At 69.0% G+C, this 25,503-nt stretch carries 26 protein-coding genes; 13 read left to right on the top strand and 13 right to left on the bottom strand.

Annotation, left to right across the window (positions count from 1 at the left end; translation table 11 throughout):
• Positions 1-336 precede the first annotated feature (336 nt).
• Positions 337-870: an NlpC/P60 family protein gene (locus tag NDR87_RS37205; protein ID WP_308212061.1), complete on the top strand. Its 534-nt coding sequence runs from the start codon at positions 337-339 to the stop codon at positions 868-870.
• 20 nt (positions 871-890) lie between these two features.
• Here NDR87_RS37205 and NDR87_RS07525 read toward each other — a convergent pair whose 3' ends face one another.
• Positions 891-1,937 carry a hypothetical protein gene (locus NDR87_RS07525; RefSeq protein ID WP_251910381.1) on the bottom strand — a complete coding sequence of 349 codons (1,047 nt, stop codon included), beginning with the start codon at positions 1,935-1,937 and terminating at the stop codon, positions 891-893.
• Positions 1,938-2,013: 76 nt separating this feature from the next.
• On the opposite strand from NDR87_RS07525, the gene NDR87_RS07520 reads away from it, so the two are divergent.
• Entirely contained in the window at positions 2,014-2,448 is a 435-nt protein-coding gene (locus NDR87_RS07520; protein WP_251910379.1) for a MarR family winged helix-turn-helix transcriptional regulator, read from the top strand.
• Here NDR87_RS07520 and NDR87_RS07515 read toward each other — a convergent pair.
• Complete coding sequence (locus tag NDR87_RS07515) at positions 2,424-3,323, bottom strand: UTP--glucose-1-phosphate uridylyltransferase (protein WP_251910377.1); 900 nt, start codon at positions 3,321-3,323, stop codon at positions 2,424-2,426. The two genes, NDR87_RS07520 and NDR87_RS07515, sit on opposite strands and share 25 nt — an antisense overlap.
• A gap of 269 nt (positions 3,324-3,592) precedes the next feature.
• On the opposite strand from NDR87_RS07515, the gene NDR87_RS07510 reads away from it, so the two are divergent.
• The 3 genes from NDR87_RS07510 (at position 3,593) to NDR87_RS07500 (ending at position 8,992) form a co-directional block, all read left to right on the top strand.
• Complete coding sequence (locus tag NDR87_RS07510) at positions 3,593-4,978, top strand: DNA polymerase IV (RefSeq protein WP_251910836.1); 1,386 nt, start codon at positions 3,593-3,595, stop codon at positions 4,976-4,978.
• Positions 4,979-5,090: 112 nt separating this feature from the next.
• The gene (locus NDR87_RS07505; protein WP_251910376.1) at positions 5,091-5,591 is read left to right on the top strand and encodes a hypothetical protein; all 501 of its coding nucleotides are present in this window, start codon (positions 5,091-5,093) and stop codon (positions 5,589-5,591) included.
• A gap of 152 nt (positions 5,592-5,743) precedes the next feature.
• Complete coding sequence (locus NDR87_RS07500) at positions 5,744-8,992, top strand: arabinosyltransferase domain-containing protein (protein ID WP_286013279.1); 3,249 nt, start codon at positions 5,744-5,746, stop codon at positions 8,990-8,992.
• 128 nt (positions 8,993-9,120) lie between these two features.
• On the opposite strand, the gene NDR87_RS07495 is transcribed toward NDR87_RS07500, so the two are convergent.
• The 4 genes from NDR87_RS07495 to NDR87_RS07480 form a co-directional block, all read right to left on the bottom strand.
• Positions 9,121-9,633 (bottom strand): metallophosphoesterase, encoded by a 513-nt coding sequence (locus tag NDR87_RS07495; RefSeq protein ID WP_251910372.1) that lies wholly within the window; start codon positions 9,631-9,633, stop codon positions 9,121-9,123.
• 622 nt (positions 9,634-10,255) lie between these two features.
• Positions 10,256-10,438, bottom strand: coding sequence for a hypothetical protein (locus NDR87_RS07490; RefSeq protein WP_251910370.1), 183 nt, complete (start codon positions 10,436-10,438; stop codon positions 10,256-10,258).
• Positions 10,439-10,634: 196 nt separating this feature from the next.
• Positions 10,635-11,333 carry a hypothetical protein gene (locus NDR87_RS07485; protein WP_251910369.1) on the bottom strand — a complete coding sequence of 233 codons (699 nt, stop codon included), beginning with the start codon at positions 11,331-11,333 and terminating at the stop codon, positions 10,635-10,637.
• Positions 11,330-12,313, bottom strand: a complete 984-nt coding sequence (locus NDR87_RS07480) for a hypothetical protein (protein WP_251910368.1) — start codon at positions 12,311-12,313, stop codon at positions 11,330-11,332. The genes NDR87_RS07485 and NDR87_RS07480 overlap by 4 nt, the downstream gene beginning before the upstream one ends.
• Positions 12,314-12,838: 525 nt before the next feature.
• Here NDR87_RS07480 and lspA point away from each other — a divergent pair.
• The 3 genes from lspA to NDR87_RS07465 all read left to right on the top strand — a co-directional run bounded on the left by lspA (position 12,839) and on the right by NDR87_RS07465 (position 15,177).
• The gene (lspA, locus tag NDR87_RS07475; RefSeq protein ID WP_372494122.1) at positions 12,839-13,531 is read left to right on the top strand and encodes a signal peptidase II; all 693 of its coding nucleotides are present in this window, start codon (positions 12,839-12,841) and stop codon (positions 13,529-13,531) included.
• Between the two features lie 73 nt (positions 13,532-13,604).
• Positions 13,605-14,531 carry an RluA family pseudouridine synthase gene (locus tag NDR87_RS07470; protein WP_251910366.1) on the top strand — a complete coding sequence of 309 codons (927 nt, stop codon included), beginning with the start codon at positions 13,605-13,607 and terminating at the stop codon, positions 14,529-14,531.
• Positions 14,524-15,177 (top strand): hypothetical protein, encoded by a 654-nt coding sequence (locus NDR87_RS07465; protein WP_251910365.1) that lies wholly within the window; start codon positions 14,524-14,526, stop codon positions 15,175-15,177. The genes NDR87_RS07470 and NDR87_RS07465 overlap by 8 nt, the downstream gene beginning before the upstream one ends.
• Here NDR87_RS07465 and NDR87_RS07460 read toward each other — a convergent pair whose 3' ends face one another.
• The 4 genes from NDR87_RS07460 to NDR87_RS07445 form a co-directional block, all read right to left on the bottom strand.
• Positions 15,178-15,669, bottom strand: a complete 492-nt coding sequence (locus tag NDR87_RS07460) for an SRPBCC domain-containing protein (protein ID WP_251910364.1) — start codon at positions 15,667-15,669, stop codon at positions 15,178-15,180.
• Positions 15,666-16,241 carry a TIGR03086 family metal-binding protein gene (locus NDR87_RS07455; protein ID WP_251910363.1) on the bottom strand — a complete coding sequence of 192 codons (576 nt, stop codon included), beginning with the start codon at positions 16,239-16,241 and terminating at the stop codon, positions 15,666-15,668. The genes NDR87_RS07460 and NDR87_RS07455 overlap by 4 nt, the downstream gene beginning before the upstream one ends.
• Positions 16,238-16,582 (bottom strand): helix-turn-helix transcriptional regulator, encoded by a 345-nt coding sequence (locus NDR87_RS07450; RefSeq protein WP_251910362.1) that lies wholly within the window; start codon positions 16,580-16,582, stop codon positions 16,238-16,240. Before NDR87_RS07450 ends, NDR87_RS07455 begins: the two co-directional genes overlap by 4 nt.
• Positions 16,583-16,664: 82 nt before the next feature.
• Complete coding sequence (locus tag NDR87_RS07445; RefSeq protein ID WP_251910361.1) at positions 16,665-17,183, bottom strand: GNAT family N-acetyltransferase; 519 nt, start codon at positions 17,181-17,183, stop codon at positions 16,665-16,667.
• A gap of 13 nt (positions 17,184-17,196) precedes the next feature.
• Here NDR87_RS07445 and NDR87_RS07440 point away from each other — a divergent pair, with 13 nt between their 5' ends.
• The 5 genes from NDR87_RS07440 (at position 17,197) to NDR87_RS07420 (ending at position 22,626) form a co-directional block, all read left to right on the top strand.
• Positions 17,197-17,802, top strand: a complete 606-nt coding sequence (locus NDR87_RS07440; protein ID WP_251910360.1) for an XRE family transcriptional regulator — start codon at positions 17,197-17,199, stop codon at positions 17,800-17,802.
• 10 nt (positions 17,803-17,812) lie between these two features.
• Complete coding sequence (locus NDR87_RS07435) at positions 17,813-20,236, top strand: HAD-IC family P-type ATPase (RefSeq protein ID WP_251910358.1); 2,424 nt, start codon at positions 17,813-17,815, stop codon at positions 20,234-20,236.
• Positions 20,237-20,339: 103 nt separating this feature from the next.
• Positions 20,340-21,155, top strand: a complete 816-nt coding sequence (locus tag NDR87_RS07430) for a PhzF family phenazine biosynthesis protein (protein WP_251910357.1) — start codon at positions 20,340-20,342, stop codon at positions 21,153-21,155.
• A 61-nt stretch (positions 21,156-21,216) separates the two neighbouring features.
• On the top strand, positions 21,217-22,143 hold the full coding sequence (gene rarD / locus NDR87_RS07425) for an EamA family transporter RarD (RefSeq protein WP_251910356.1): 927 nt from the start codon (positions 21,217-21,219) through the stop codon (positions 22,141-22,143).
• An 84-nt stretch (positions 22,144-22,227) separates the two neighbouring features.
• Positions 22,228-22,626, top strand: a complete 399-nt coding sequence (locus NDR87_RS07420) for a VOC family protein (protein WP_251910834.1) — start codon at positions 22,228-22,230, stop codon at positions 22,624-22,626.
• 49 nt (positions 22,627-22,675) lie between these two features.
• Here NDR87_RS07420 and NDR87_RS07415 read toward each other — a convergent pair whose 3' ends face one another.
• From NDR87_RS07415 to NDR87_RS07405, 3 genes are read right to left on the bottom strand one after another with little or no spacing between them, the layout of a single operon-like run.
• The gene (locus tag NDR87_RS07415; RefSeq protein WP_251910354.1) at positions 22,676-23,725 is read right to left on the bottom strand and encodes an ABC transporter substrate-binding protein; all 1,050 of its coding nucleotides are present in this window, start codon (positions 23,723-23,725) and stop codon (positions 22,676-22,678) included.
• A gap of 1 nt (position 23,726) precedes the next feature.
• The gene (locus NDR87_RS07410; RefSeq protein WP_251910353.1) at positions 23,727-24,614 is read right to left on the bottom strand and encodes an ABC transporter permease; all 888 of its coding nucleotides are present in this window, start codon (positions 24,612-24,614) and stop codon (positions 23,727-23,729) included.
• Complete coding sequence (locus NDR87_RS07405) at positions 24,604-25,410, bottom strand: ABC transporter ATP-binding protein (RefSeq protein WP_251910351.1); 807 nt, start codon at positions 25,408-25,410, stop codon at positions 24,604-24,606. The genes NDR87_RS07410 and NDR87_RS07405 overlap by 11 nt, the downstream gene beginning before the upstream one ends.
• Between the last annotated feature and the right edge of the window lie 93 nt (positions 25,411-25,503).

The raw sequence follows: 25,503 nt of genomic DNA, 5'->3' as shown, positions 1-25,503 counted from the left end.
TTCGAACGGGGCTGGTCAGACCTCCGGATGGGCTGGTCGGGCCTTTGATCCTGCGGGTCGCGCCTTGTTGGCCGGGCCTTCGTGGTCTGCCGGGGACGTGACGCTGCCGTACTCCGGCGTTTCAGACTGGTCGGGCGCAAGTTTCCGAATGGCGCATTTTGCCGTACTTCGCTCCGTTCAGGAGTTATGCTCAGCAACTATCACTGTCTAGTTGAGCTTTGTGTTGTACCGATCGACCCAGCTGAGACAACCGCACCACCCGGCAGGGCCCGGAGGTGTTGAGCGTTAGCCGGGCTTGTCCGCGGTGGTGTATGCCGACCGGAGGGCGAGCGAAGAGTGACAACACTGCACGGCGGACATGCCCGGCTCCTACGGGCCGCGCTGACAGGATTTCTGATCGGCTCCATCTGGGCCGCCCCGGCGGCGGCCGATACGCACTTCATCAGCGGTAGCAGCTCCGGCTCCGGAACGGGGTCGGCCTCACTGAGCGCGGACGGCCTGGCGAATCTGCCAGCGGCCAGCCCGCGCGCCCTGGGCGCGCTGCAGGTGGCGCTCTGGCAGATCGGCCGACCCTACGTCTGGGGTGGCACCGACCCGGGGGGTTTCGACTGTTCGGGCCTGGTGCAGTGGTCTTTTCGGCACGTCGGCATCAATGTGCCGCGGACGACCTGGCAGCAGGCCCGGGCGGGTAGTCCGGTGCCGTTCTTCGCGATGATGCCCGGCGACGTGGTCGTGGTGAATCCGGACGGCTCGCATGTGGGCATCTACGCCGGGGGCGGGATGCTGCTCAATGCCCACAGCGACGGGGTGGGCGTGGTGCTCACGCCGCTGAACCAGTTCCACATCTACGCGATCCGCCGGTTCTTCTGAACCGGCGGAACGCGCGAAACCTACACGCCCACGGCCTCCTCCATCTCCTCCTCGGCCGGGCTCGACTCGACCGCGTGCCGACCGTGGGCCGCGGGAACCGCCGCCGCGGCCCGGCGGCGTTCGGCCGCCGCCGCGACGACCACCAGCGCCACCCCGGCCGCGAACCACAGCACCAGACTCACGATTCGGCCGTCGAATCCGGCCGCGCCGTCGAAGTACAGCAGGCTGCGCGCCCCCTCGACGAATCCGGCCCCGTTCCAGAACCCGTGCAGCACCCCGAAGAAGTCGTTCTGCAGCTCCGGCCGGTAGACGCCCCCGGCGCTGGTGAAGTTCAACATCACGAACAGCGCCATCATCGCCAGCGTGGTCCACCGCTGCAGGAAGGTGTGCGCCCCGATGCCGATCAGCAGGATGCCCGCCGAGTACAGCCAGCCCATCGCCCAGATCTGGGCGTAATCGTGGTCGACGACGCCGAATACCGGCCCCGCCATGACGATTCCGATGGTGCCGACCAGCAGCGAGGTCACCAGCCCGCACAGCGCCCGCATCCCCATGCTCAGCCCGGCCCCGGCCGCGCCGATCGCGGCGACGCTGCCGTAGGAGCCGATGCTCAACGCCACCAGCAGGAAGAACAGCCCCTGGCCGGTCGGATCCCCGGCGGGCAGGGTGGTGATGTCGGTGGTCCGCAGCGGTACGTTCTGCGCGGCGGTGACGCGGCCGAACACCGTCTGCACGGCCATCGCCGTGGTATCCGAATTCGCCTTCGCCACAAGCAGTTCCGGCTGCTTCGCGGCGGGCACGTAGGCTCCGGCCAGATCGCGGTCGCGCAGCCCGCGCACCGCGGCCTCGCGGTCGGGCAGGGTGACGACCTCGAGCCGATCGCCCGCGGTGTCCTTCATCGTCTGCGCCAGCACCTTCACCTGCGCGTCCGCACCCACGACCGCCACCTTCAGATGATTGGGCTCCGGCTGATGGAACGCGCCCAGATACGCCAGCGCCATACCGACGCACATCAGCAGCGGGGTCAGCAGATGTCTGGCGACATGCCGAAGCTGGTGGGAGACCATGCAATCCACTCCAAAAGTTGGTAAATACAACTATCGATGGTTGTACTCTACAACTGGATCGTTGTACTATGCAACTATGACCCCCACGGCTCGTGACGCGGCGATCCAGACCATTCAGCGGGAGCTGACGGCCTTCGCCCGGCGCGCGCGGGGTCGCGCCGCCGAGCTGCATCCGGAACTGTCACTGGTCGCGGCGAGCATCCTCGATCTGGTCATCGATCGCGACGGCTGCCTGGCCAGCGGGCTGGCCGAGCATTTCCTGCTCGACAAGTCGACGGTCAGCCGCCAGGTCGCCGCGCTGGAGCGGGACGGCTATCTGACCCGCGAGGTCGATCCCGCCAACCGTCGCAACCACATCCTGCGCGCCACCGCCGCGGGGAAGAAGGTGGCGCGCGCGGCCGAGCGCGCCCGCGGGCGGGCGTTCACCGAGCGATTTCGCGACTGGGACGATCGCGATATCGCCCGGCTCGCCGAATATCTGGTGCGTTACAACGCGCCCGACGACTCCTGACCGGCGACCAGCTGCCGCAGCAACGGGCCGTACTCCGGATGCGCCAGCGCCGTGGCGAACTGGGCCACCAGGTAGTCGCCCGGATTGCCGGTGTCGTACCAGCGGCCACGAATCACCTGTCCGTACACGGCATTCGAGGCGGCGAAGGTGTTGATGGCGTCGGTCAGATACACCTCACCGGTGCGGTGGGTGTACCAGTCGGCCACCTGCTTGCGCAGCTCCTCGATGATGCCCGGGGTGACCACGTAGCCGCCGATAGCGGCGTAGGCCGAGGGCGCGTCCTCCGGCTTCGGCTTCTCGCGCAGGCCGCCGATGCGCAGCAGTCCGTCTTCCAGGGTTTCGCGCACCACCGGCACGCCGTAGCGCTTGGAATCGGCCGGGTCCATCGGCATCAGGGCCAGCACCGGGGCCTTGGTCTTGTTGTAGGCGTCGATGAGCTGCTGGGCGCGCGGGACCTCGGCGACGAAGACGTCGTCGGGCCAGAGCACCAGCATGGGTTCGTCGCCCAGATTGCGGGCGGCATTGAGCACCGGCGTGCCGTTGCCGTAGGGACCGTGCTGGTCCAGATAGGTGATATGGCCCAGGCGGCCCAGTTCACCGACCTCCTCGACCGCGTCGGCGTAGGCGGTCTTGCCGTCGGAGCGCAGCTGCGCCACCAGCGCCGGATTCGGCCGGAAGTGGTCCTGGATCAGGGACTTGCCGGCACTGACCACGATCGTGATGTCGGTGATACCCGAGGCCACCAGCTCGCGGACGGTGTGCTCGATGACCGGCTTGTCGCCGACCGGCAGCATCTCCTTGGGGATGGCCTTGGTCAGCGGCAGCAGGCGAGAACCGATGCCAGCGGCGGGGATCACGGCCTTGCGGATAGTCATGGTCAGATCATCACATACTCGCTCGCCAGGAATTGTCGGTAGGCGGGCGTAGATTGCGGAGCATGAACCGCGATCCCGCCCCGGCTACGCCACGGTTTTGGCCTGGTCAGAGGGCATTCGTGGGGGTAGGGCAGGGTAGCGGCGCATCGGGGCGAGCGGGTTCGGATCGTCAGGAATTCAACAGCTATTCCGTAGCAATTCGTCAGGATCCGGGGGTCGGGGGTAGCGGTCTGGACGTCGCGGCCCGGCGCTGGGTGCTGCACATCGATATGGACGCCTTCTTCGCCTCGGTCGAGCAGCTCACCCGGCCGACGCTGCGTGGGCGTCCGGTGCTGGTCGGCGGCACGGGGGCGCGCGGCGTGGTGGCGGGGGCGAGCTACGAGGCGCGGATGTTCGGCGCGCGCTCGGCCATGCCCATGCATATGGCGCGGCGGCTGGTCGGGGTCACCGCGGTGGTGGTGCCGCCGCGCGGGGTGGTTTACGGCGAGGTCAGCGGGCAGGTGTTCGACACGCTGCGCTCGCGCATTCCGGTGCTGGAGACGCTGTCGTTCGACGAGGCGTTCGGCGAGCCGAACGAGCTGGCCGGGGCCACCGCGCGGCAGGTGCTCCACTTCTGCGAACAGCTGCGGACGCTGGTGCGCGAGCGCACCGGGCTGGTGGCCTCGGTCGGGGCGGGCACCGGCAAACAGCTCGCCAAGATCGCCTCCGGTCTGGCCAAACCCGATGGTGTGCGGGTCGTTTCGCCCGCCGAACAGCAGGAGTTGCTGGCCGCGCTGCCGGTGCGCAAGCTGTGGGGGATCGGGCCGGTGGCCGAGGGGCGGCTGCGGTCGGTGGGCATCGAGACGGTCGGCGCGTTCGCGGCGCTGCCCGAGCAGGAGGCGGTGTCGCTGCTGGGCGGCAGTGTGGGCGCGGCCCTGCACCGGCTGGCCCGCGGCATCGACGACCGGCCGGTCGCCGAGCGTGCCGAGGCCAAGCAGATCAGCGCCGAAACCACCTACGAGCGCGACATTCTCACCCTCGCCCAGCTGCGTTCGGCCATCGAGGAGATGGCCGCGCACGCGCATCGGCGGCTCACCGCCGACGGCCGCGCGGCCCGCACGGTGGTGTTGAAGTTGAAGAAGGCCGATATGGGCATCGTGACGCGTTCGTTCACGCTGCCCTACGCCACCGAGGATCCGGCCACGCTCACCGCGGCGGCGCTGCGCTCGGCCATCGACCCGGGGGAGCTGGGTCCGATTCGTTTGGTGGGGGTGGGTTTCGGCGGATTGTCCACGGTGCGGCAGGAGTCGCTGTTCCCGGAGTTGGACCAGGATCGCGCCGCGCGCCGCCCGCCCGGCCGGGCCGAGGGCGAGCCGGGTGCGCTCGACGCGCTCGGCGAATTCGTCGCGCCGGAGCCGACTCTGGCGATCGCCGAACCCGTCGCCGATCCCACACCGGAGGTGCCGCCCGCCACCCGCTCCTACACCACCGAGTTCTGGTACCCGGGCCGCGATGTGTCCCATCGCGAACACGGCCACGGCTGGGTGCAGGGCAGCGGGCACGGACGCGTCACGATACGGTTCGAGACCCGCTCGACAGGACCGGGTCCGGCGTATACCTTTGCCGCCGACGATGTCGATCTCGCACCGGCCGACCCGCTCCTTAGTCTTCGTTGAATTTCGGCGGGTAGCGTGAGGCCACTCGTGCAGCGCTGCCGGTCGGGTGGTAGCTGTCACGTGCACGGAACCAGACCAACTCGAACGCAAAGGACGAGCATTGAAGCTTCAGATGACTGGACGCATCGCGGTCGCCACCCTGGCCGTCGTGGCGGCGCTCGGGATGTCGGCGTGCGGTAGCGGCGACAAGAAGGGCGACGACAAGAAGCCGGCGGCGACGACCAGCCAGACGGCCGCCGCGTCGCCCAATACGCCGCCGGTGCCCACCGCCGCGGAGCTGAACCAGCAGCTGGCGCAGGTGCTGGATCCGAACGTGCCCGACGCCCAGAAGGTGCAGTACCTCGAGGACGGCGAGCAGGCGCTGCAGAAGGATCCCGACATGATCAAGAAGCTGGTCACCGCGTACCAGCAGAACAACGCCAAGATCGAGGTCATCGACGTCCGCCAGCTGCTGGACCAGCTCACCGCGCAGGTGAACTTCTCGGTCAACGGCGCCGCCCCGACCCCGGCGGACGTGCCGTTCGTCGCCCAGGACGGCAAGTGGAAGCTGCAGAAGAGCTGGGCGTGCGCCGGTCTGCAGAACCTGGGCCAGACCTCGCCCGCCTGCAGCTAGTCACCGCATGCGCGGCGCGGCCGGTATCCGTGGGATCGGATACCGGCCGCCGTCGCTTCCGGTCGGAAAAATAAGCGGACGCTGAGAATCGTCGGGCGGACTTGGCCTGCCGGGAAAGCGTCACGCTAGCATCTGCCTCCGTGACGGACACGATGGAGAAAGCGGACGAAACGTCCGCGGCAGGCGAGCTGTCCCGCGATGCCGGACCGCGGGGTGGCTGGGCCAAGCCGGTCGCGTTCGTCGCCGGTCTGCTCGCCGCGCTCTTCGCGATCGCGGTGCCACTGCTGCCCGTGCGGGTCGACAGGACGACTCTGTCCTGGCCGCAACAGGATTCACCGCGTAGCATCACCGCGCCGCTGATCTCCTACGCGCCGTTGAGCTTCGACGCGACGATTCCGGGCCCGGCCGCGGCGCAGCTGGGCGAGCGCGGCGGCATCGTGACCTCGACCCTGCCCGACGGCGCGCCGGATCTGGAGCATTACGGCTTCGTCGCGCGGGTGCGGCCCGCGCAGGACGACAAGCCCGCGCGGCTGGAGCTGGTGCTGCGCAATCAGGCGCTGCTGAGTATGCCGCTCGAGGCGCTCGGTGGTGGCGCGGTCACCGTGCATTCCGATATCTCGTCCACGACGGTCACCGCTCCCGGGGTGAAACCGGTTGAGCTGCAAGGGGACAACCGCCCGCAGCTGGTGGGGATCTTCAGTGATCTGCCCGCCGCGGACGGGGTGCGGGTCAGCGCGCAGGTGGACAGCCGGTTCTCCGTCACTCCGACACTGCTCAAACGGGCCGCGAGTGTGCTGGCGGTGCTGTTCACGGTGATCGCGCTGGTCGCGTTGCATCGGTTGGACGCGCTGGACGGACGGCGGCTGCGGCGGTGGATGCCGCGGCGGTGGCGGTCGTTCTCGGTAGTCGATGCCGTGGTGGTCGGGACGCTGGTGGTGTGGCATTTCATCGGATCCACGACCTCCGATGACGGATATCAGTTCGGAATGGCGCGGGCCTCGCTGGCGTCCGGCTATATGGCCAACTACTTCCGGTTCTTCGGGGTGCCCGAAAACCCGGTGGGCACACCGCCCTACGATGTGATCGCGCGGATGGCGGAGATCAGCACCGCCAGTCCGTGGGTGCGGCTGCCGACGCTGCTGGCGGGGGTGCTCACCTGGCTGGTGCTCAGTCGGGAGGTGGTGCCGCGGCTGGGTGTGGCCGTGCGGCACAATCGGATCGCGGTGTGGACCGGTGCGCTCGTCTTCCTGGCGGTGTGGCTGCCCTACAACAACGGTCTGCGGCCGGAGCCCGTCATCGCGATCTGTGTGCTGCTCACCTGGGTGTTCGTCGAGCGGTCCATTGCGACGCGGCGGCTGCTGCCGTACGCGATCGCGATTGTGGTCGCGGCCTTCAGCTTCACCGCGGCGCCGTCGGCGTACATCTGCCTCGCACCGCTGATCGCCGGTATGCGCACCGCGGTGCGCACCGGTGCGGCCCGGGCTCGCGAGCTCGCCGAATCCGATGCGGCGCAGCGGGTCTCGTGGTGGTCCTGGGTGCGCGGGTACGGCGCGATGGTGGCCCCGCTGATCGCGTCCGGCACGGTGATGCTGGTGTGCATGTTCGGCGTCCAGCCGCTGTCCGCGACGCTCGAGATGTATCGGGTCCATCAGGCGGTCGGACCGGCCGACCCCTGGTACAACGACTATCTGGCCTACCAGTGGCTGTTCATGCCCACCGCCGACGGCTCGATCGCGCGCCGGTTCGCCATGGTGGCCATGTGGCTCGGGCTGCTGGTCTGTGTGTTCGTGCTGTTGCGCAAGGGCGGGCGGATTCCGTTCACCGCATCCGGACCGGCCAAGCGGCTGCTCGGAATCACCTTCGGCGCAATGCTGTTCATGGCGATCACGCCGACCAAGTTCACCCACCACAACGGCATCTACGCCGGGCTGGCGGGTTCGGTGGCGGTGCTGACCGCGGTCGCGGTCGGGCCGCGGGTGATGCGGTCACCGCGCAATCGCGCCCTGTTCGCGGCCGTGATCTCGCTGGCGCTGGCGCAGATCTTCACCAGCGTCAACGAGTGGTGGTGGATCTCGAGTTTCGGCATTCCCTGGCACGACAAGGCCCCATCCTTCCACGGCTTCGGGTTCTACCTGGTGTTCCTGGCGGCCGCGCTGGGGTTCCTGCTGTTGGCCGGGTGGTGGCATGTGCGCGCGCCGGAACCCGGTACGCCGCACCAGATCTCGCCGCGCGCCTGGCGGCTGGCCACCATTCCGCCGCTGACCGTGGCGGCGGCGCTGCTGGTGCTGTTCGAGGTCGCCTCGTTCGCCAAGGGCGCGGTGTCGCAGTATCCGGCGTTCTCGCTGGCCAAGTCGAATATCAACGCGGTGCTGGGTAAGCCGTGCGGGCTGGCGAACGAGGTGCTGGTCGAGACGGATCCGAACGCCTCGCTGCTGGCGCCGCTGTCCGGGGACGCCTTCGCCACCTTCGGTGCGCAGGCCAACGGTTTCGTGCGCGGCGGCGTCGGCGATCTCACCCCCGACGGCGAGCCGAACAATGGCAGCAGTATCGCCAACGCGTTCGACAACAAGCCCGGCGGCGACAGCGGCACCGAAACCGGCGGCGCGCCACTGCCGTTCGGACTGGATTCGGCGACGACGCCCGAGCTGGGGACGGCCGGACATCCCGGCACGGCCGATCTCACCACCGGCTGGTACCGCCTGCCCGAGGGCGGCAACCGCGACGGAATCGTGGCGATCGCCGCGGCTGGTCGCATTCGCTCGGTCGACGCCGACGGTGTCGTCACACCCGGCCAGTCTGTCGAGATCGAATACGGCACAACCGATTCCGCGACCTCCGCGCAGCCGCTGGGGCGGCTCGCCCCGATCGACATCGGCCCCGCGCCGTCGTGGCGGAATCTGCGGTTCCCCATGGATCGAATTCCCGCGCAGGCCGACGTGATTCGCGTCGTCGCGAGTGCCCGCAGCCTGGATCCCGGCCAGTGGCTCGCGCTGACCCCGCCCCGCGTGCCGCGCACCCAGACCCTCAACGAGCTGGTCGGCTCGCACAGCCCGGTGCTCCTGGACTGGGCCGTGGGCCTGCAGTTCCCGTGTCAGCGCCCCTACGACCACCGGGACGGCATCGCCCAGACCCCGGCCTGGCGCATCCTGCCCGACCGCGGCGGCGCGCACGACACCAATCTGTGGGAGAGTCACGACGGGGGTGGCCCGCTGGGCTGGAGCCAGCAATTGCTGCACTCGCAAACCCTCGCCACCTATCTCAACCACGACTGGCGTTCGGACTGGGGTGAGCTGCAGCGGCTGACTCCCATCGATCGCAATGCGACGCCCGCCATTCCGGTGGTAACGCAGGAGACGCATACGGGGCTCTGGAGTCCGGGGCATATCAACACCAATTGGTAGCGCCGTCGGTGTTTCTGTTGGGCGAGTCCTCATACGTCGGTACTCGCGCGTGCCGTTTCGTACGCCCTGGCACCGGCGACCGCCGCGCCGGTGCCGTGTCGACCCGAGTTACCGTTCTTCCCCGGTGTTCACCGACCCCGCGCGCGATCGGGCAGCCGGTGCAACCGCACCGTCGTGAGCCGCCCCGCCGACACCTCGGCGGTCATATAGGTGCAGTACGGCTGCCGACGCCGATCGGTCGGCGAGCCCGGATTGAGCAGCCGCAGCCGCCCGCCCGCCACGGTGTCCCACGGAATATGGCTGTGCCCGAACACGAGCACATCCAACTCGGGAAACCTTGCGGCACAACGCTCTTCCCGCCCCTTGGCCGCCCCCGTCTCATGCACCACCCCGAACCGAACCCCCGCCAACTCCACATACGCCACCTCGGGCAACCGCCCCCGCAAATCCGCCCCGTCATTGTTCCCGTACACCGCAACCAGCCGCCGCGCCCGCCCCTCGAGCAGATCGAGCGTCTCCGTGTCCACCCAGTCACCGGCATGGAAAACCACATCGGCGCTCCCGACCTGCTCCAACAACTCGCCCGGAAGCCGCTTGGCCCGCACCGGCACATGCGTATCCGACATCAGCAGTAGTCGCACGAGCCGACGGTACCCCTTCCCCCGGGGTCCACCCTCATCCCGTCCAGCTCTCGTAGGCCACGCCGGATCGTTGTCCAAGCGGCAAAACCTGGTTCGGGACTGCTGGCGACAGCCCTTTCCCGCTGGTCTCTGGACAGCGCCAGAGCCCGCGGCCGTACCGCGAAGGAAATCACGATCGGCGGCCTGCGAGCCGTGGAGAGTGCGGGTTCTCGCGACGATCCCGTGTTTGCCGGTGCCTGCTGGATTTACCTCGCGACCGCTGCACCGCCGCCGGAGGCCAGACCCGGCACCGACGAGCAGTCCGACGATCACGGGAAGTCCGAGATCATTGGGATCAGAGCGCACAACGGCTGCGCCGCGGCACGCACCACCGCCGAGGAACTCGCGCGCCTTTACAACCGGCTTCCTCGCTAACCGATACGCCCGCCCCGCCGCTGCGCTGTCCGGCGCCGTTACCGGTCGCAGGTGACCGGTAGGTTTCGCCCAGGGCTGCCATGTCAGCACACCGTGAGCAATGATTGAGGCCGCGATGAGCGAGGGCACTGAGCCATATCGTCGGGCTTATCCCCTCCGATCGGTCGACGTCCCGGCCTCGGCGCGTCGGCGCCGAGGCCAGGGCGGGTCAGCCTCGTCGATAGTTGAGGTACTTGTGTGCCGGGACGGCCGCTCTGCCCTGGGAGGCGAACTTCGTGGTGGGGAAGTTGTTGCCGGGCTGGGGCTGGGTTGTCTTGCGGCGGCGGTCGCGGCGGGACAGTGGGGGATTTTCCGACGGGGTGGGGTCGGGGACGTGGTTGGATGCAGGCATGGGGACCTCCTGAGATGTGGGCCGACGTACCGGGTGGTGGCCGGCCGGGTCGGGATGCCGCGTGGCGGCGGAGAATTCCGCCTCGGGGCGAGCAGGGCTCCGGGCGGGGCGCTAGACGCGCTCAGGAGAACAGTGCGATCCACATGGGACCAGACCGTAGCAGCGGGCGCCGGGGCGGCGCATTCCATTTATTTCGTCAGGGTCCGGCCATGCCCTGCAGGCGCATGACCTGTTTGGCGGTCAGTTCGCGCAGGGCCGCCGGGTCGATGGGTTCGGTTGCGGTGCGGGCGATCTGGACCACGGTGCTGCCGATCACGGCCACCGTGGCGGCCGAGTACAGCGTCAGGCCCTCGCTGGTGGTGTGAACCTGGAAGGCGATGGAGGCGTCGCCTGCCTGCGGCTGGTCCAGGGCGCCGGTTCGGTAGCCGATGGTCGTGCCGTCCGCGTCGGTGCCGGAGTACTCGCGGCACTTGCGAAGTAGGTCCTGGATAGACGAGAACGCCTGCGCGGCAACACCATCGGGATAGCTGGCCGCATCGATATCGATACTGGTGAAATCCGGCGCGGTGAAGTGCGCAGCCGCGCGTCCCGCGGCACCGGGCTGTTGATCGCTCACCGGCGCGAGCACCTTCGCGCAGGACGCGGGATCGGTGCGGGAGCGGTCCACCGGCTGGGTCGGTCCGTTGCCGGGTGTGGCGTCCTCGAGCCGGGTGAAGCCTGGCGGCAGATCGGCCGTGGTCAGCAGGCGGGACTGCAGCGCGACGGAATCGATGACGGGAGCGGCGGCCCGGGGCGCGGTCGCGGCCGATCCGAATTCGGGCAGCGAATCCTGGTCGGAGCCGCATCCGGCGGTGAGGACCGCCGTGGCGGCCAGCAGCCACCCGGCACGCCTCACTCGCCCCATTGCACCTGCGTGCTGATGTTCTGGCGCAGTGCGACCTTGGTGTGCGGATCGCGGTAGGACTGATGTCCGCCGAGCGTCACCGAGCCCGAAACCGGCAGCGGCAGACCGAGATCCACGTCGATGGTCCCGCTGCCGTGCATCAGGTAGTTGAGGATGTCGAGCGAACCGGCATTGTTGGGCAGCTTCCACACCTGCGTCTTCGGGGTCTGCTTCACATCGAGCTGGATGGTCAGCCGCTTGCCCTCGCGCTTGGTCAGGGTCGCCGTCGTGATCTGATCCAGCAGCAGACCGGTCGAGGCGGACACCTGCTGGTGCACCGACCAGACCGCGCCCTCGCCCACCGGCTCCTTGGGCAGCGTGATCGATTGATAGACGGCTTGATAGAAGGCCTGTTCCAGGGCGAGCCGCGCGGTGTCGGGGGTGGCGGGTTTGGGGGCCAGCCGCAGCGCCGTCACCGAACCGAGCTCGCCGAATTGGAATCCCGCGTGCGAGCCGTCGGCGGCGAGCAGCTGCTGCGACAGCGTCGGATCCGGTGAGGTGGCCGCGCCGAGGGTGAGGTCGATGCCGTCCTGGGAGGTCCGAGCGGTCAGCGGGATGGACACCGACGGCGGCGAGAAGTCCCGCATGGGCTGATCGTTGAGCTGCTGTTCGACATGGTGTTCGGTGCTCAGCGTGACCTGCTGCGCCGTGCCCGGCGCGATATCGGGGCGCAGCAACGAGCGCGGCTCGTCGCCGTGGTGCACCACGGTGGTCATGGCCGCGGCGATCGGCATGGTCACCTCGTTGCCGAGTCCGGTCGGCTCCACCTCGGCATCACTGCCGGACTCGGTGCGATCACCGCATCCGACACCCAATGCCGACAACGCGACCGCGAACGCCATCAGCAGCGCGCCCGAGCGGGCGGATCGCGCATGCCCGGCGCGCGCGAGCACCCCGAGTGGCGAGCGGGAGCGGGAAGACAACACCGTCACGCCGAACAGGGTACGACCGGTTCCTGAAAATCAGCTGGGACGCGGCGATCTCCGGCGAGGCGGGGCCGGTGCGAGCGCCGAGCGACGGGGCCGCTATCCCTATAAGGGATGATGTCTGCTGTGAGTAACGACCGGCAGCGTGAGCCGCACCCCGACGACCACGACGAGTCCCCGGCGAAAAGCATGCCGGGGACAACGGAAAAGGGGAGCATGCCGGGGGCGACGGAAAAGGGGAGCATGCCGGGGGCAACGGAAAAGGGGAGCGCGCCGGGGACGATGGGGAAGGGCAGCGTGCCAGGCACGGAGGTCGGCGGCGCGCCGGGGACAATGGAGAACGGCGGCGCGCTGGGAACGGAGAGGGGCGGCGCACTGGGAACGGAAAGGCGCGGCGCGCTGGGAACGGAAAGGGGCGGCGCGCTGGGAACGGAGAACGGCGGCGCGCCGGGAACGGAAAAAGGGAGCGTGTCGGGCGCGGTGAGAAATGGCAGCGCGGCGGGGGTCACCGAGAGCGACAGCGCGCCGGGCATGGCCGAGGCGGGTGGCGCGGCGGGAGTGGCCGAGAGCGGCAGCGCACGGGGGACCGGAGTAGACAGCGCGCCGGGCACGAGTGGGAAGGGCGGCGAGCCAGGTACGACCGCGAACGGGCCCGGCACGACCACCGGGGGCGACGTGCCGGAGGGCGCGGGTGTCGGGGGTGTGTTGCGGCCGCGGCGGCTGCCCGCGTTGTTGCTGGTCGCGGCGGTTGTGTTTGCGCTGGATCTGGGGACGAAGGTGCTGGTGGTGGCGAAAATGAAGCCGGGGGAGCCGATTTCGATCATTGATGATGTGGTGCGGTTGACGTTGGTGCGGAATCCGGGGGCGGCGTTTTCCATGGCTACCGGGATGACCTGGTTGTTGACGCTGATCGCGGTGGCCGTGGTGGTCGGGGTGATTCGGATCGGGCGGTCGCTGCGGTCGGTGGGCTGGGCGGTGGGGCTGGGCCTGGTGCTGGGGGGTGCGGTCGGGAATCTGATCGATCGGCTGTTTCGCGCGCCGGGGCCGCTGCAGGGGCATGTGGTCGACTTCATTGCGGTGACCAAGTGGTGGCCGGTGTTCAACGTGGCCGATTCGTCGATCGTGTGCGGTGCGATTCTGCTGGTGATCCTGACCGTCTTCGGTTTCGAGCCCGACGGCACCCGCTCCGGTGGGGAGGATCACGCGGGGGAGGCGACCGCATGAGCCGGTCGGGCCCCGCAGCAGGCAGCTTGCGTAACCATGTAGGGGCTCCGGCTCATGCGCGAAAGGACACAGCATGAGGGAGACGCGGGCCATGCCGGTGCCCGACGGGCTCGACGGGATGCGGGTCGACGCCGGGCTGTCGCGGCTGCTGGGCCTGTCGCGTACGGCCGTCGCCGCGCTCGCCGAGGAGGGCTCGGTCCAGATCGACGGCGTGGCCGTGGGCAAATCCGACCGGCTCGCCGCGGGCGCGTGGCTCGAGGTCGAGTTCCCGGAGCCCAAGCGCGAACTGACCATCGAGGCAACGCCGGTGGAGGGCATGAAGATCCTCTACGCCGACGACGACATCGTGGCCGTCGACAAGCCGGTCGGCGTGGCCGCGCACACCGGCGTCGGCTGGAGCGGGCCGACGGTGGTCGGCGGCCTGGCGGCCATGGGCTATCGGATCTCGACCTCCGGCGCGCACGAACGGCAGGGCATCGTGCACCGCCTCGACGTCGGCACCTCCGGGGTGATGGTGGTCGCACAGTCCGAGCACGCGTACACGGTGCTCAAGCGCGCGTTCAAGCAGCGCACCGTGGACAAGCGCTATCACGCCCTGGTGCAGGGACATCCGGACCCCTCCAGCGGCACCATCGACGCGCCGATCGGACGCGCCCGCGGCAACGACTGGAAGTTCGCGGTCACCGCCGACGGCCGCCCGAGCGTGACCCACTACGACACCATCGAGGCATTCCAGGCGGCAAGCCTGCTCGACATCCACCTGGAAACCGGTCGCACCCATCAGATTCGGGTGCACTTCTCCGCGATCCGTCACCCCTGCTGCGGCGACCTCACCTACGGCGCCGACCCACGGCTGGCCGAGCGCCTGGGCCTGGAACGCCAGTGGCTGCACGCCCGCACCCTCGGCTTCGCTCATCCGGCCGACGGGCGCTGGGTCGAGATCACCAGCGAGTACCCGGCCGATCTGGAGCAGGCGTTGGACGTGCTGCGACATGCGTGAGCGGCTCTGGGCTGCGGGGATCGCCGGGGCCGTGGTCGTTGTCGTGGTCGTCGTGCTGGCGCTGGGGTGGGCCCGCCCGCCGCGCACCTCGGTGATCTCCACCGACCGGCTCGGCCCGGAGGCGGGCGAGCCGGTCGCGGATTACCTTGCCGCGGCGCGGCGTTCGCTGTCGGGGACCGATTCCGGGGAACATTGGGCACTGGTGTCGTTCACCGCCGCGATCGCACCCGATCGGATACCGGACCACGCCGGCGGCCTGCGCATCGCCCAAGTGCTGCATCATGTTTCGATCGATCGCGTCTACACGCCGACGGTCACCATCCCGGTCCCCGCCGGTGCCGAGGCCGCCGTGGCCTCGGCTCGCGCCGCCGCCGCGCTGCTGACCGCCACGCAACCGCCCGACGAACGCTCGGCTCGCATCGCCGCGGTCTCGGCCGCCCGGTTGCGCGCCGGATGTGCCTGCACGGTCGGGCTGGTGGTGCGCGGGCGGCTTCCCCAGCTGCGAGAGCTGTCCGCCCGCACCGATATTCGCGCCGTCGAGGCCCTGCCCGCGGATGCCGGGGTCTACGCGGTGGTGCCGCTGCTGCCCGAATACACCGAGGTGGCCGCGCCCGGCCCCGACGACGGTGCCGTGCCGCAGAACTGATCAGCCTTCCGCCGCGCTTCGCAGTCGCCCGAGGATGGCGGCCCACCCCTCGTCGAAGGCGCCGCCGGAATATCCGCCGGGCGTCCTGCACGCGGCCGCGAGCTGGGCCTCGCTCAGCCTCTCCCACCCGCGATGCTCGACGGTGACCCGCGTCAGCGCCGGGCCCAGCTCGGCGAAGGCCAACTCGACCTCGGTCTCGACCCCGGTCAGCCGCCAGCTCAGCACGAACCGCCGCGGCGGCTCCCACACCCGCAGCCGCCCCCAGTCGACTTCGGTTCCATCCGACCAGATTTCGTAGACCCGCCCGCCCTCGAACCGTTCGAAGCGCACCTCCCGGACCCGCTCGTGCCCCGCCGAGAACGGCGTGCGCGGCCACCACGCGTCGATGGTGCGCACGAAGACGTCGAAGGTGTGCGCCCGGCCGCTGCGCACCAGCACCGCCTGTCGCACGGGCGGCCGAGGCGTGGCGACGGTCGTGTCCTCGCCGGTCATGCGTCCCTGCCCAGAAAGCGCAGCAGCCGAGTCTGCGGATCGGCGTCCTCGGGGATGGGTAGCGCGGCGGCGAAGGTGACCGGCCCGCGCAGCCCGTCGGCGGTCTGTTCCGCCCATCCCCAGGCGTAGTCCACCAGCTCCGGATCCAACCGGACATCCACGCCGATCGCCGGTCCCAGATCCCAGGCGTGCGTGAGGAAGTCGACCGTCAGCGCCGTCACGATCTCCGCCAATGGCACCGGCCCGCGCAGCCGCACCGGCACCACCCGATCGAGCGCCCCCGGCGTCAGCGCCCGCAGCGTGACCGCCCGCTTGCGATGCCAGTCGGCGAGCGGATCGTCGCCGAGATAATCGCGGGGCCGCGGCGCGCCCGGCGCGCCCACCCGATCATCGAATTCCGCACCCGCGGCCAAGGTTCGAATCATGTCCAACCCCCAGATCACATGCCCGGCGATATCGCGCGCGGTCCAGTCCGCACACGCGGTCGGGTTGGCCCACCGATCCGCGGCGACCTTCTCCAGCACCTGCTGGAACTGCTCCTGCGCTCGCTCGTACCGCTCGATCCGGTTCATCCCGCCTCCTGCCGCGACTGCTCGTGTTCCGCCTCGACGATCCGGCGCGCGGTATCCAGCGACGCCGACCACATCTCGTCGAGGTAGCGCCGAAGCCCGTCCAGCCCTTCGGAATTCGCCCGGTACAGCCGCCGGGTCCCGGCGCGCCGCTCGCTGACGAGTCCGGCGTTCTTGAGCACGGTCAGATGCTGACTGACCGCGGTGCGGGTCACCTCGAAGGCCGCGGCGATCTCGCCCGCCGCCAGTTCGTCGTCGGCCACGAGCCGCAGAATGGCCCGCCGCCGCGGCTCGGCCAGGGCACGCAGGGCCGCATCGGTTCGGGGGTCGTCGGATGTGGTCATCGCCTGCCCCCTTCAGATCGCGTTCGCATGCGCTAACGTTAGCAGTCGCTAACGCTTCGCGGAAGGCTCGGAACTCGGCCGATCACACGCTGCGCTGCATCAGGATCGTGTCCAGCCAGCGATCGTGTTTGTGCCCAACGCGACGAAGCCGCCCGGCCTCGACGAACCCGCGGCTGCGATGCAGGGCGGGCGAGGACGGATCGCCGGAATCGGCGATGACGGCGATGATTTCGCGGATGCCGAGCGCTCGGCATTCGATCAGCAGGGCGTCCAGCAGGATGCCGCCCAGGCCGCGGCCGGTGGCCCAGGGAGCGAGATAGATCGAGTTCTCGACGGTGTTGCGATAGGCCGGGCGCTGCTTCCAGGGCCCGCAGTAGGCGTAGCCCGCGATGCGGCCGTCGAACTCGGCGACCAGGAACGGCAGTCCGGTGGCGGTGATCGAGGCGAAGCGCTGCCGCCATTCGCCCTGGTCCGGAATGTCGAATTCGAAAGTGGAGACCGTCTCGGCGACGTAGTGGGCGTAGATCTCGGCGACCGCGGGAAGGTCCGCCTCGGTGGCGTGCCGGAGCGTCGGTGATTTCTCTATAGAGGAAGCAGTCACTACTATAGTGTAGGTGGATCTGGTCGCGCTGGGCCAGCGCATTCAGCGGTACCGCCGCGAGCGCGGACTCACCCTGCAGGAGCTCGCCGGGCTCTCGGCGGTGAGCGTGAGCATGCTCTCGGCGGTCGAGCACGGCGACAAGGCACCCACCGTCGTCGTGCTGGATCGCGTGGCGCGCGGCCTGGGGGTGCGGCTGTCGGTCCTGGTCGCCGAGTCCGAGGACGAGCGGATGGTGGTGCGCCGCGCCGCCGATCAGGACGTGATCCACGAGCGGGGTTGGCAGCGCACGATCCTCACCCCGGTCGTGCCGGGGGTGAATTTCGAGTGGATCCGCTCCACCCTCCCGCCCGGCTGCGTCCCCGGCGAATATCCCTCGTACGCACCGGGTTCGCACGAGTTCATCTACGTCGAATCCGGCACGGTCACCCTCACCGTCGACCGTGAGCACGTGGTCGAACTGAGTGCGGGCGATTCGATCTACCTGGCCGCCGACGCCACCCTGCACTACGCGAACCATTCCGACGCCCCGTGCTCCTATTACGTCGCCGCGCTGATCATGCGCCCGCGCACCGTTCGCCACCCCCACCAGCTGCGACCCGATCGGACCGAGACGCCGTAGGCTGTCGAGCATGTCGATCACCGAGCAGACCGCGCGCGCTCCGGGGCTCACCGCGGCCGAGGTCGAACAGCGTGTTCACGACGGCCGGACCAACGATGTGCCGGACCGGGCCAGCCGCTCGGTCGCCGACATCATCCGGGCCAACGTCTTCACCCGCATCAACGCCATCCTCGGCGTGCTGTTCGTGCTGGTGCTGGCCACCGGATCGATCATCGACGGCATGTTCGGCCTGCTCATCGTCGCCAACAGCGTCGTCGGCATCGTGCAGGAGCTGCGCGCCAAGCAGACCCTGGACAAGCTCGCCATCGTGGGTCAGGCCAAGCCGGTCGTGCGCCGCGACGGCAGCGCGCACGAGGTCGCGCCCAAGGATGTGGTGCTCGACGATCTCATCGAGCTCGGGCCGGGCGATCAGATCGTGGTCGACGGCGAGGTCGTGGAGTGCGAACTGCTCGAGGTCGACGAGTCGCTGCTCACCGGGGAGGCGGATCCGATCGACAAAGGCGTTGGCGCCCAGGTGATGTCGGGCAGCTACGTGGTCTCCGGATCGGGCTGCTATCGGGCCACCAAGGTCGGCAGGGACGCCTACGCGGCCAAACTCGCCGCGGAGGCCAGCAAGTTCACCCTGGTCAACTCCGAACTGCGCAACGGCATCAACACGATCCTCAAGGTCATCACCTACCTGCTGATTCCGGCCGGTCTGGTGACCATCTACAACCAGCTGTTCTCCAGTCACGAATCCTGGCGCGAGGCCCTCAACGGCATGGTCGCCGCGCTGGTCCCGATGGTCCCCGAGGGCCTGGTGTTGATGACCTCGATCGCCTTCGCGGTCGGCGTGGTGCGGCTGGGTCAGCGCAAATGCCTGGTGCAGGAGCTGCCCGCCATCGAGGGCCTGGCCCGGGTGGATGTGGTGTGCGCCGACAAGACCGGCACGCTGACCGAAAACGGCATGCGGCTGGCCGAAATCCGCACGGTCGACGGCGCGGACGAGGCGACGCTGCGAGAAGTGTTGGCGGCCATGGCATCCGACGATCCGCGGCCCAATGCCAGTGTGCTGGCCATCAAGGAGGCCACCGGCGACGGTCCCGGCTGGCGGCCGACGGGCATCGCGCCGTTCTCCTCGGCCAAGAAGTGGAGCGGATTCTCCTACGGCGAGCATGGCAACTGGCTGCTCGGCGCGCCGGACGTACTGCTGGATTCGGGGTCGGAAATCGCCTCCACCGCACAGGAAATCGGCGCGCAGGGGCTGCGCGTGCTGCTGCTGGCCAGCAGCGACGGTGCGGTCGACGCTCCCGACGCGCCGGGCCGGGTGACGCCGCAGGCGCTGGTGGTGCTCGAGCAGAAGGTGCGCCCCGACGCGCGAGCGACGCTGGAGTACTTCGCCGAACAGGACGTGGCGATCAAGGTGATCTCCGGCGACAATGCCGTCTCGGTCGGCGCGGTGGCCGCCTCGCTCGGCCTGACCGGCGGTGACCATGCCGTCGACGCCCGCACGCTGCCCGAGGACCGCGACGAGCTGGCCGATGTGCTCGAGCACGACACCACCTTCGGCCGAGTGCGTCCCGATCAGAAGCGGGCCATGGTCGGGGCGCTGCAGTCGCGCGGACATACGGTCGCCATGACCGGCGACGGCGTGAACGACGTCCTGGCGCTCAAGGATGCCGACATCGGCGTGGCCATGGGTGCGGGCAGCCCGGCCACCCGGGCGGTCGCGCAGATCGTCCTGTTGGACAACAAGTTCGCGACGCTGCCGTATGTCGTGGGCGAGGGCCGCCGGGTGATCGGCAATATCGAGCGCGTCTCGAATCTGTTCCTCACCAAGACCGTGTACTCGGTGCTGCTGGCATTCCTGGTCGGCGTGGTGGGCGTCGGCTCGGAACTGTTCCACTACGATCCGATGCCCTATCCGTTCCTGCCGCGGCATGTGACGATCGCGGCCTGGTTCACCATCGGCATTCCGGCCTTCATCCTCTCGCTGGCGCCCAACAACGAAAGGGCGCGAACGGGTTTCGTGCGTCGGGTGCTGCGGCTGGCGGTGCCCTCGGGCGTGGTGATCGGCGTGATGACCTTCATCGCCTATCTGATCGCCTACGAGGGGGCGAATCAGACCGAGACGCAGAAGGTGCAGGCGGGCACGACCGCGCTCATCACGCTGCTGATCATCGCGGTGTGGGTGCTGGCGATCGTGGCGCGGCCGTGGAACTGGTGGAAGCTGTTGCTCATCTTCGGTTCGGCGGCGGGCTATCTGATCTTGTTCACCGTGCCGTTCACCAAACACTTCTTCAAGCTCGACCCGTCCAATCTCACGCTGACCGGCACCGCCGCGGCCTGCGGGGTGATCGGCATCGTGCTGGTCGAGGCCGCTTGGTGGCTCAGTGCGCGGCTCACCGGCGAACAGCGCGGACTGCTGCCGGAGGCACCCGGCGAAAAGGGCTGACAACCGCGCGCATTCGGTGTCCGGTGAACTGGACAGATGCCACGGCGCGCCGTGAACTGCGTTGTGACTGCTGTCGATTCGCGGCGGGGGTACCTTCGGCTGTATGGAGGTCCTGCTGCATCAGATCGATGCCTTCGCCGACGCGCCGTTCACCGGCAATCCGGCGGCGGTGATGCCGCTGCTGGACTGGCTGCCCGACGGGTTGCTGCAGCAGCTGGCCGAGGAGAACAATCTCGCCGAAACCGCCTTCTACACTTCGGCTTTGCCGCCGTCGGCCGGGGTGGCCCCGGCCGACGGTCTCGCATTCCACCTGCGCTGGTTCACGCCGGAGGCCGAGATCGATATGTGCGGGCACGCGACCATGGCGACCGCGGCGCAGATTCTGGAGGATCTACAGCCCGGCGCGGACCGGGTGCATTTCTTCACCCGCAGCGGATGGCTGACCGTGGACCGCACCGACGACGACGAGTACGTCCTGGACCTCCCGGCGATGCCGTCGGTGGACGTGGTGCCCGATCCCGATCTGGCGGCGGCCGTGGGGGTGCGGGCGATTCGCGCGCTCACCGGTCAGGACGAGGTGCTGGTGGTGGCCACCGAGGCCGAGGTACGCGCGGCGCGGCCGAATGTCGCGGCCTTTCCGAAACTTTCGCGCGGGGTGATCATCACCGCGCCCGGTGACACCGCGGATTTCGTCTCGCGTTATTTCGCGCCCGGTGCGGTGCCGGAGGATCCGGTCACCGGTTCCGCCCATGCCCAGCTGGTGCCGCTGTGGGCCCGCGATTTCGGCCGCCTGGATCTGACGGCCCGGCAACTGTCCGCCCGCGGCGGGCGGCTGCGCTGCACACTCGCCGCGGACCGGGTGCTGCTGGCGGGCCGCTGCCACCGCTATCTCGATGGCGTGGTGCGACTATCGGACTAACCGGTCGGTTCTGGTGCCGAAGCGCTCGACACCGATACCGGCCGGAACTACCGTCTACTCGGTGCAGTTACGCGGTTCCTCGGTGCAAGCGGATCGGACGGCGCGGCCCCGGCCCGGCGGCGTGGCCTTCGGGGCGGGGGCCTACCTCATCTGGGGCCTGTTCCCGGCGTTCTTCGGCCTGCTGGCGTTCGCGAACCCGGTCGAGATCCTGGTCCAGCGCATTCTGTGGACCCTGGTGGTCGTGCTGGTGCTGCTCCTGGTCGCGGGGCGGCTGCGGGAACTGCGGTCGATCGACGCGGCCACCTGGCGGCTGGCCGCGGTCGCGGCGGTGGCGATCGCGGCCAACTGGGGCGTCTACGTCTACGGCGTGACCTCGGGGCATGTGGTCGAATGCGCGCTGGGCTATTTCATCAATCCGCTGGTGACCGTCCTGTTCGGCGTGGTGATCTTCCGCGAGCGCCTGGCCTGGCCGCAGTGGCTTGCGCTGGGCCTGGGCGCGGTCGCGGTGATCGTGCTGACCGTCGACTACGGCAAGCCGCCGCTGATCGCGCTGATCCTGGCCTGTTCGTTCGCGATCTACGGGTTGGTGAAGAAGGTGATCCGCCTGGATGCGCTGCGCGGCGTCGCCGCCGAGGGGCTGGTGTCGGCGCCGGTCGCGCTGGCGGTCGCGATCGGCCTCGGGGTGAGCGGGCAGGCGAGCTTTGGTCACGGCGCGGGCCGCACCGCGCTGCTGATCGCGACCGGGCCGGTCACCCTGGTGCCGCTGCTGTTGTTCGCGCTCGCGGCGGCGCGGGTGCCGCTGTCGACCATCGGGATCCTCCAATACCTCACTCCCGCACTGCAAATGGCGTGGGGTGTGCTGGTGGGACGCGAGCCCATGCCCGCGTCGCGGTGGGCCGGATTCGGCCTGATCTGGTTGGCGCTGGCGGTCTTCACCGCGCACGCGCTGCGGACCGCGCGACTTCGCAAAGCGGACGACGCGGTGTAAGGTTTTCGGTCGTGGCGATGCTCCTGTCGGCCGACTTGTACCGGTCCAGGGTCGGGATCGTCACGAACACGAGGAGAAATCCAACTGTCTGTTCAGTTCAACCACACCATTGTCGGCTGTCGCGACAATCGGGTCACCGCCGAATTCTGGGCGGAGTTACTGGGTTTGGACGTCGGTAAGGAATGGGGGCCGTTCATTCCGGTCACCGTCGCCAACGGAGTCACCTTCGACTTCGCCCCGGTCCCACCCCATATCACCGAGATTGCGCCGATCCACTACGCATTCCTGGTTTCCGAGGCGGAATTCGACGCGGCCTTCGCCAAAATTCAGCAGTGGAAACTGCGCTTCTGGGCGGATCCGCACGGCAACGTCGAAGGCGAGATCAACCACAACGACGGGGGTCGTGGGGTGTACTTCCAGGATCCCAACGGTCACTTCCTGGAGCTGATCACCGTTCCCTACGGTGGGTGGCCCGAGGAGTGAGCACATCCCCTGTGCCCGGCCCCCGGGCCGGGCACAGGAGACTCACCGTTCACTGGCGGCTGTCGAGGGCCTTGCGCACGAACTCGTTGGTGTAGGTCCGCTCCAGGTCGATGCTGTCCCGCTTGGGCGCGACATTGCGGGAGTACTTGCCCAGGATGTTCAGAACATTCTGGGCCCCTTCGGGTTTCATCAAACCGTCGCCGTTGAACATGCCGATCGAATCGCGAATGGACTTGACGTACAGCTGTGGATCGCCGCCCGCGTACTGCGGGGGCATGGCCGCGGCGATCTCCTCGGGGGAGTGCGCCTCGATCCAGCGCAGAGTCGCCACGAACGCATTCGCCAGCTTCTGCACGATATCGGGATGGGATTCGACCGTCTCGCAGCGCAGGTAGAGCGAGGCCGCCGGATACAGCCCGCCCAGCGCGGCGCGGGTGCCCGCCTCGTTGCGCATGTCCAGCAGGATCTTCGCCTCGCCGGAGGCGACCATCTTGGCGACGGTCGGGTCGGTGGTCATGCCCGCGTCGATGCCGCCGTGGTTCATGCCCGCGATGAACGTCTGTCCCGCACCGACTTTCACCCGCGTGTAATCGGCGGTGCCGAGCCCGGCCTGGCCCGCCAGCGCCTGGGTGAGGAAATCGGTGGAGGAGCCGAGCGAGGTGACGCCCAGCTTGCGGCCCGCGAAATCCTTCGGCGAGGTGATGGCCGCCGCGTCCTCGGCCGACACCAGCTCCACCTCGCCCGGAACGTCGGCGAACTGCACCATCGTCTGGATGCACTGCTCCTTGGCCTGCAGATCCACGGTGTGGTCGTAGAAGCCGACCACCGCCTGGACGTCCCCGGTGAGCAGGGCCGTCTCGGCGCTCGCGCCGGACTGCTCGCCGAGCAACTTCACATCGATGTCGTTGCGCGCGAAGTTGCCCAGTCGCTCGGTGAGCATGGCGGGTAGATAGATCACCTTCTCCAGGCCGCCGACCATGATGGTGATCTGCGGGCGGCCGTCGGCCATGGGTATGCGCCGGGAGTCGCGGCAGCCGGTCACCAGCAGCAGGGCGGCGACGGCCAGTAGCACGATCGCGACGTGCTTGCGGTAGCTCATCTCACACTCCGTGGGCCGAATTAGCTTGCGACGGACGCCATTTCAGCAGGCGGCTCTCCGTCAGGCCGAGCAGCCATTCCGCCAGCAGCGCCACGACGGTGATGATGATCATGCCCGCGTAGATGCCGGCCGCGTCGAACGTGCCCTGCGCATTGCTGATCAGCAGGCCCAATCCCTTGCTCGCGCCGGCATATTCGCCGACCACCGCACCGATGAGCGCGAAGCCGAAGGCGGTGTGCAGGCTGGACAGGATCCAGGTGGTGGCGCTGGGCAGCACGATCGAACCGAGCACCTGCCAGCGGCTCGCCCCCAGGATCCGGGCATTGTTGATCACGTTGCCGTCCACCTCGCGCGCGCCGGTGAAGGCGTTGAAGAACACCGCGAAGAACACCAGCACCACCACGGTGGCGACCTTCGAGCTCAATCCCAGGCCGAACCAGATGATGAACAGCACCGCCAGCACGATTCGCGGAACCGCGTTGAGCGCCTTGATGAACGGGGCCAGCACCTCGGCCCAGTAGCGGCTGCGGCCCAGCAGCACACCCAGCACCACCCCGGCCACGGCGCCGATGACGAAGCCCAGGACCGCCTCCTCGACGGTGGTGAAGATCTGCAACCAGATGGAACCGAATTGCGTCCCCTCGGTGAACCATTCGACGAGCCGATCCCAGATCAGCGACGGCTTGGAGTAGAAGAACGGATCGATCCACATGGTGGCGGCCAGCTCCCATGAGCCCAGCCACAGCACGACCAGCACCGCGCGCAGCCCCCAGGTCTGCAGCTTGGAGCGGCGCACCCGGGTGCGGGCCCGGCTCAGGATCTGCTCCTCGGTCTCGGCCACCACCTCCGGTGCGGCCGTGGCGATCCGCTCGATGGTCTCATGCGACACGACGGGCTCCCTTCGCGCGGGCGGCCTCGACCTGGTCGCGCAGCGTGCCCCAGATCTCGGTGTACAACTGCCGGAATTCGTCGGTGAGGCGGACCTCCTCCACATCGCGCGGGCGGTCCAGGGTGACCCGGAAATCGCCGCACACCGTGGCCGGGCTCGCGGTCATCACGATCACCCGGTCGGCGAGCACGATCGCCTCCTCGAGGTCGTGGGTGACGAATACGACCGCCGCGCCGGTACCAGACCACACCCGCAGCAGTTCGTCCTGCATGAGCTGGCGGGTCTGCACGTCCAGCGCGCTGAACGGCTCGTCCATCAGCAGGATCTCGGGCTCGTTGACCAGTGTCTGGGCCAGCGCCACCCGCTTGCGCATACCGCCGGACAGCTGATGCGGGTAGTACTTCTCGAATCCGGCGAGGCCGACCTTGCCTACCCACTCCGCGGCCCGCTCGCGCGCCCGCGCCTTCGACACGTTCTGAAAGCGCGGGCCGAGCGCGACATTGTCGAGCACCGTGCGCCAGGGCAGCACCGCGTCCTGCTGGAACATGTAGCCGATGCCGGGCGGGATGCCGTCGACATCCTTGCCGCGCACCAGGGTTCGCCCGGCCGAGGTCCGCTCGAGGCCGGACACCAGCGACAGCGTGGTGGACTTGCCGCAGCCGGTGGGGCCGACGACGGCGATGAATTCGCCCGGGGCGACGGTGAAGTGGAGATCCCGCACCGCGGTGTGGATGCCACCGCCGGAGCCGGGGAAGCGCTTGGTGGCGCCCCGCAACTCGATGAGTGGATTGGTCATGACGAGCTCCTGCGACTTCGATGCCGCGCCATGCGATGCGCGGCCTGCGCACCGAACATAAGTGCCGCGGGTCACACCGCACCGCTTGTGCGC

Origin of the sequence: Nocardia sp. CDC159, assembly GCF_023740735.1 — a bacterium.
GTDB classification, from domain to species: Bacteria; Actinomycetota; Actinomycetes; order Mycobacteriales; family Mycobacteriaceae; genus Nocardia; species Nocardia pulmonis.
The sequence above is the reverse complement of the archived record's forward strand: the minus strand, read 5'-3'. Positions and strand labels throughout refer to the sequence as shown.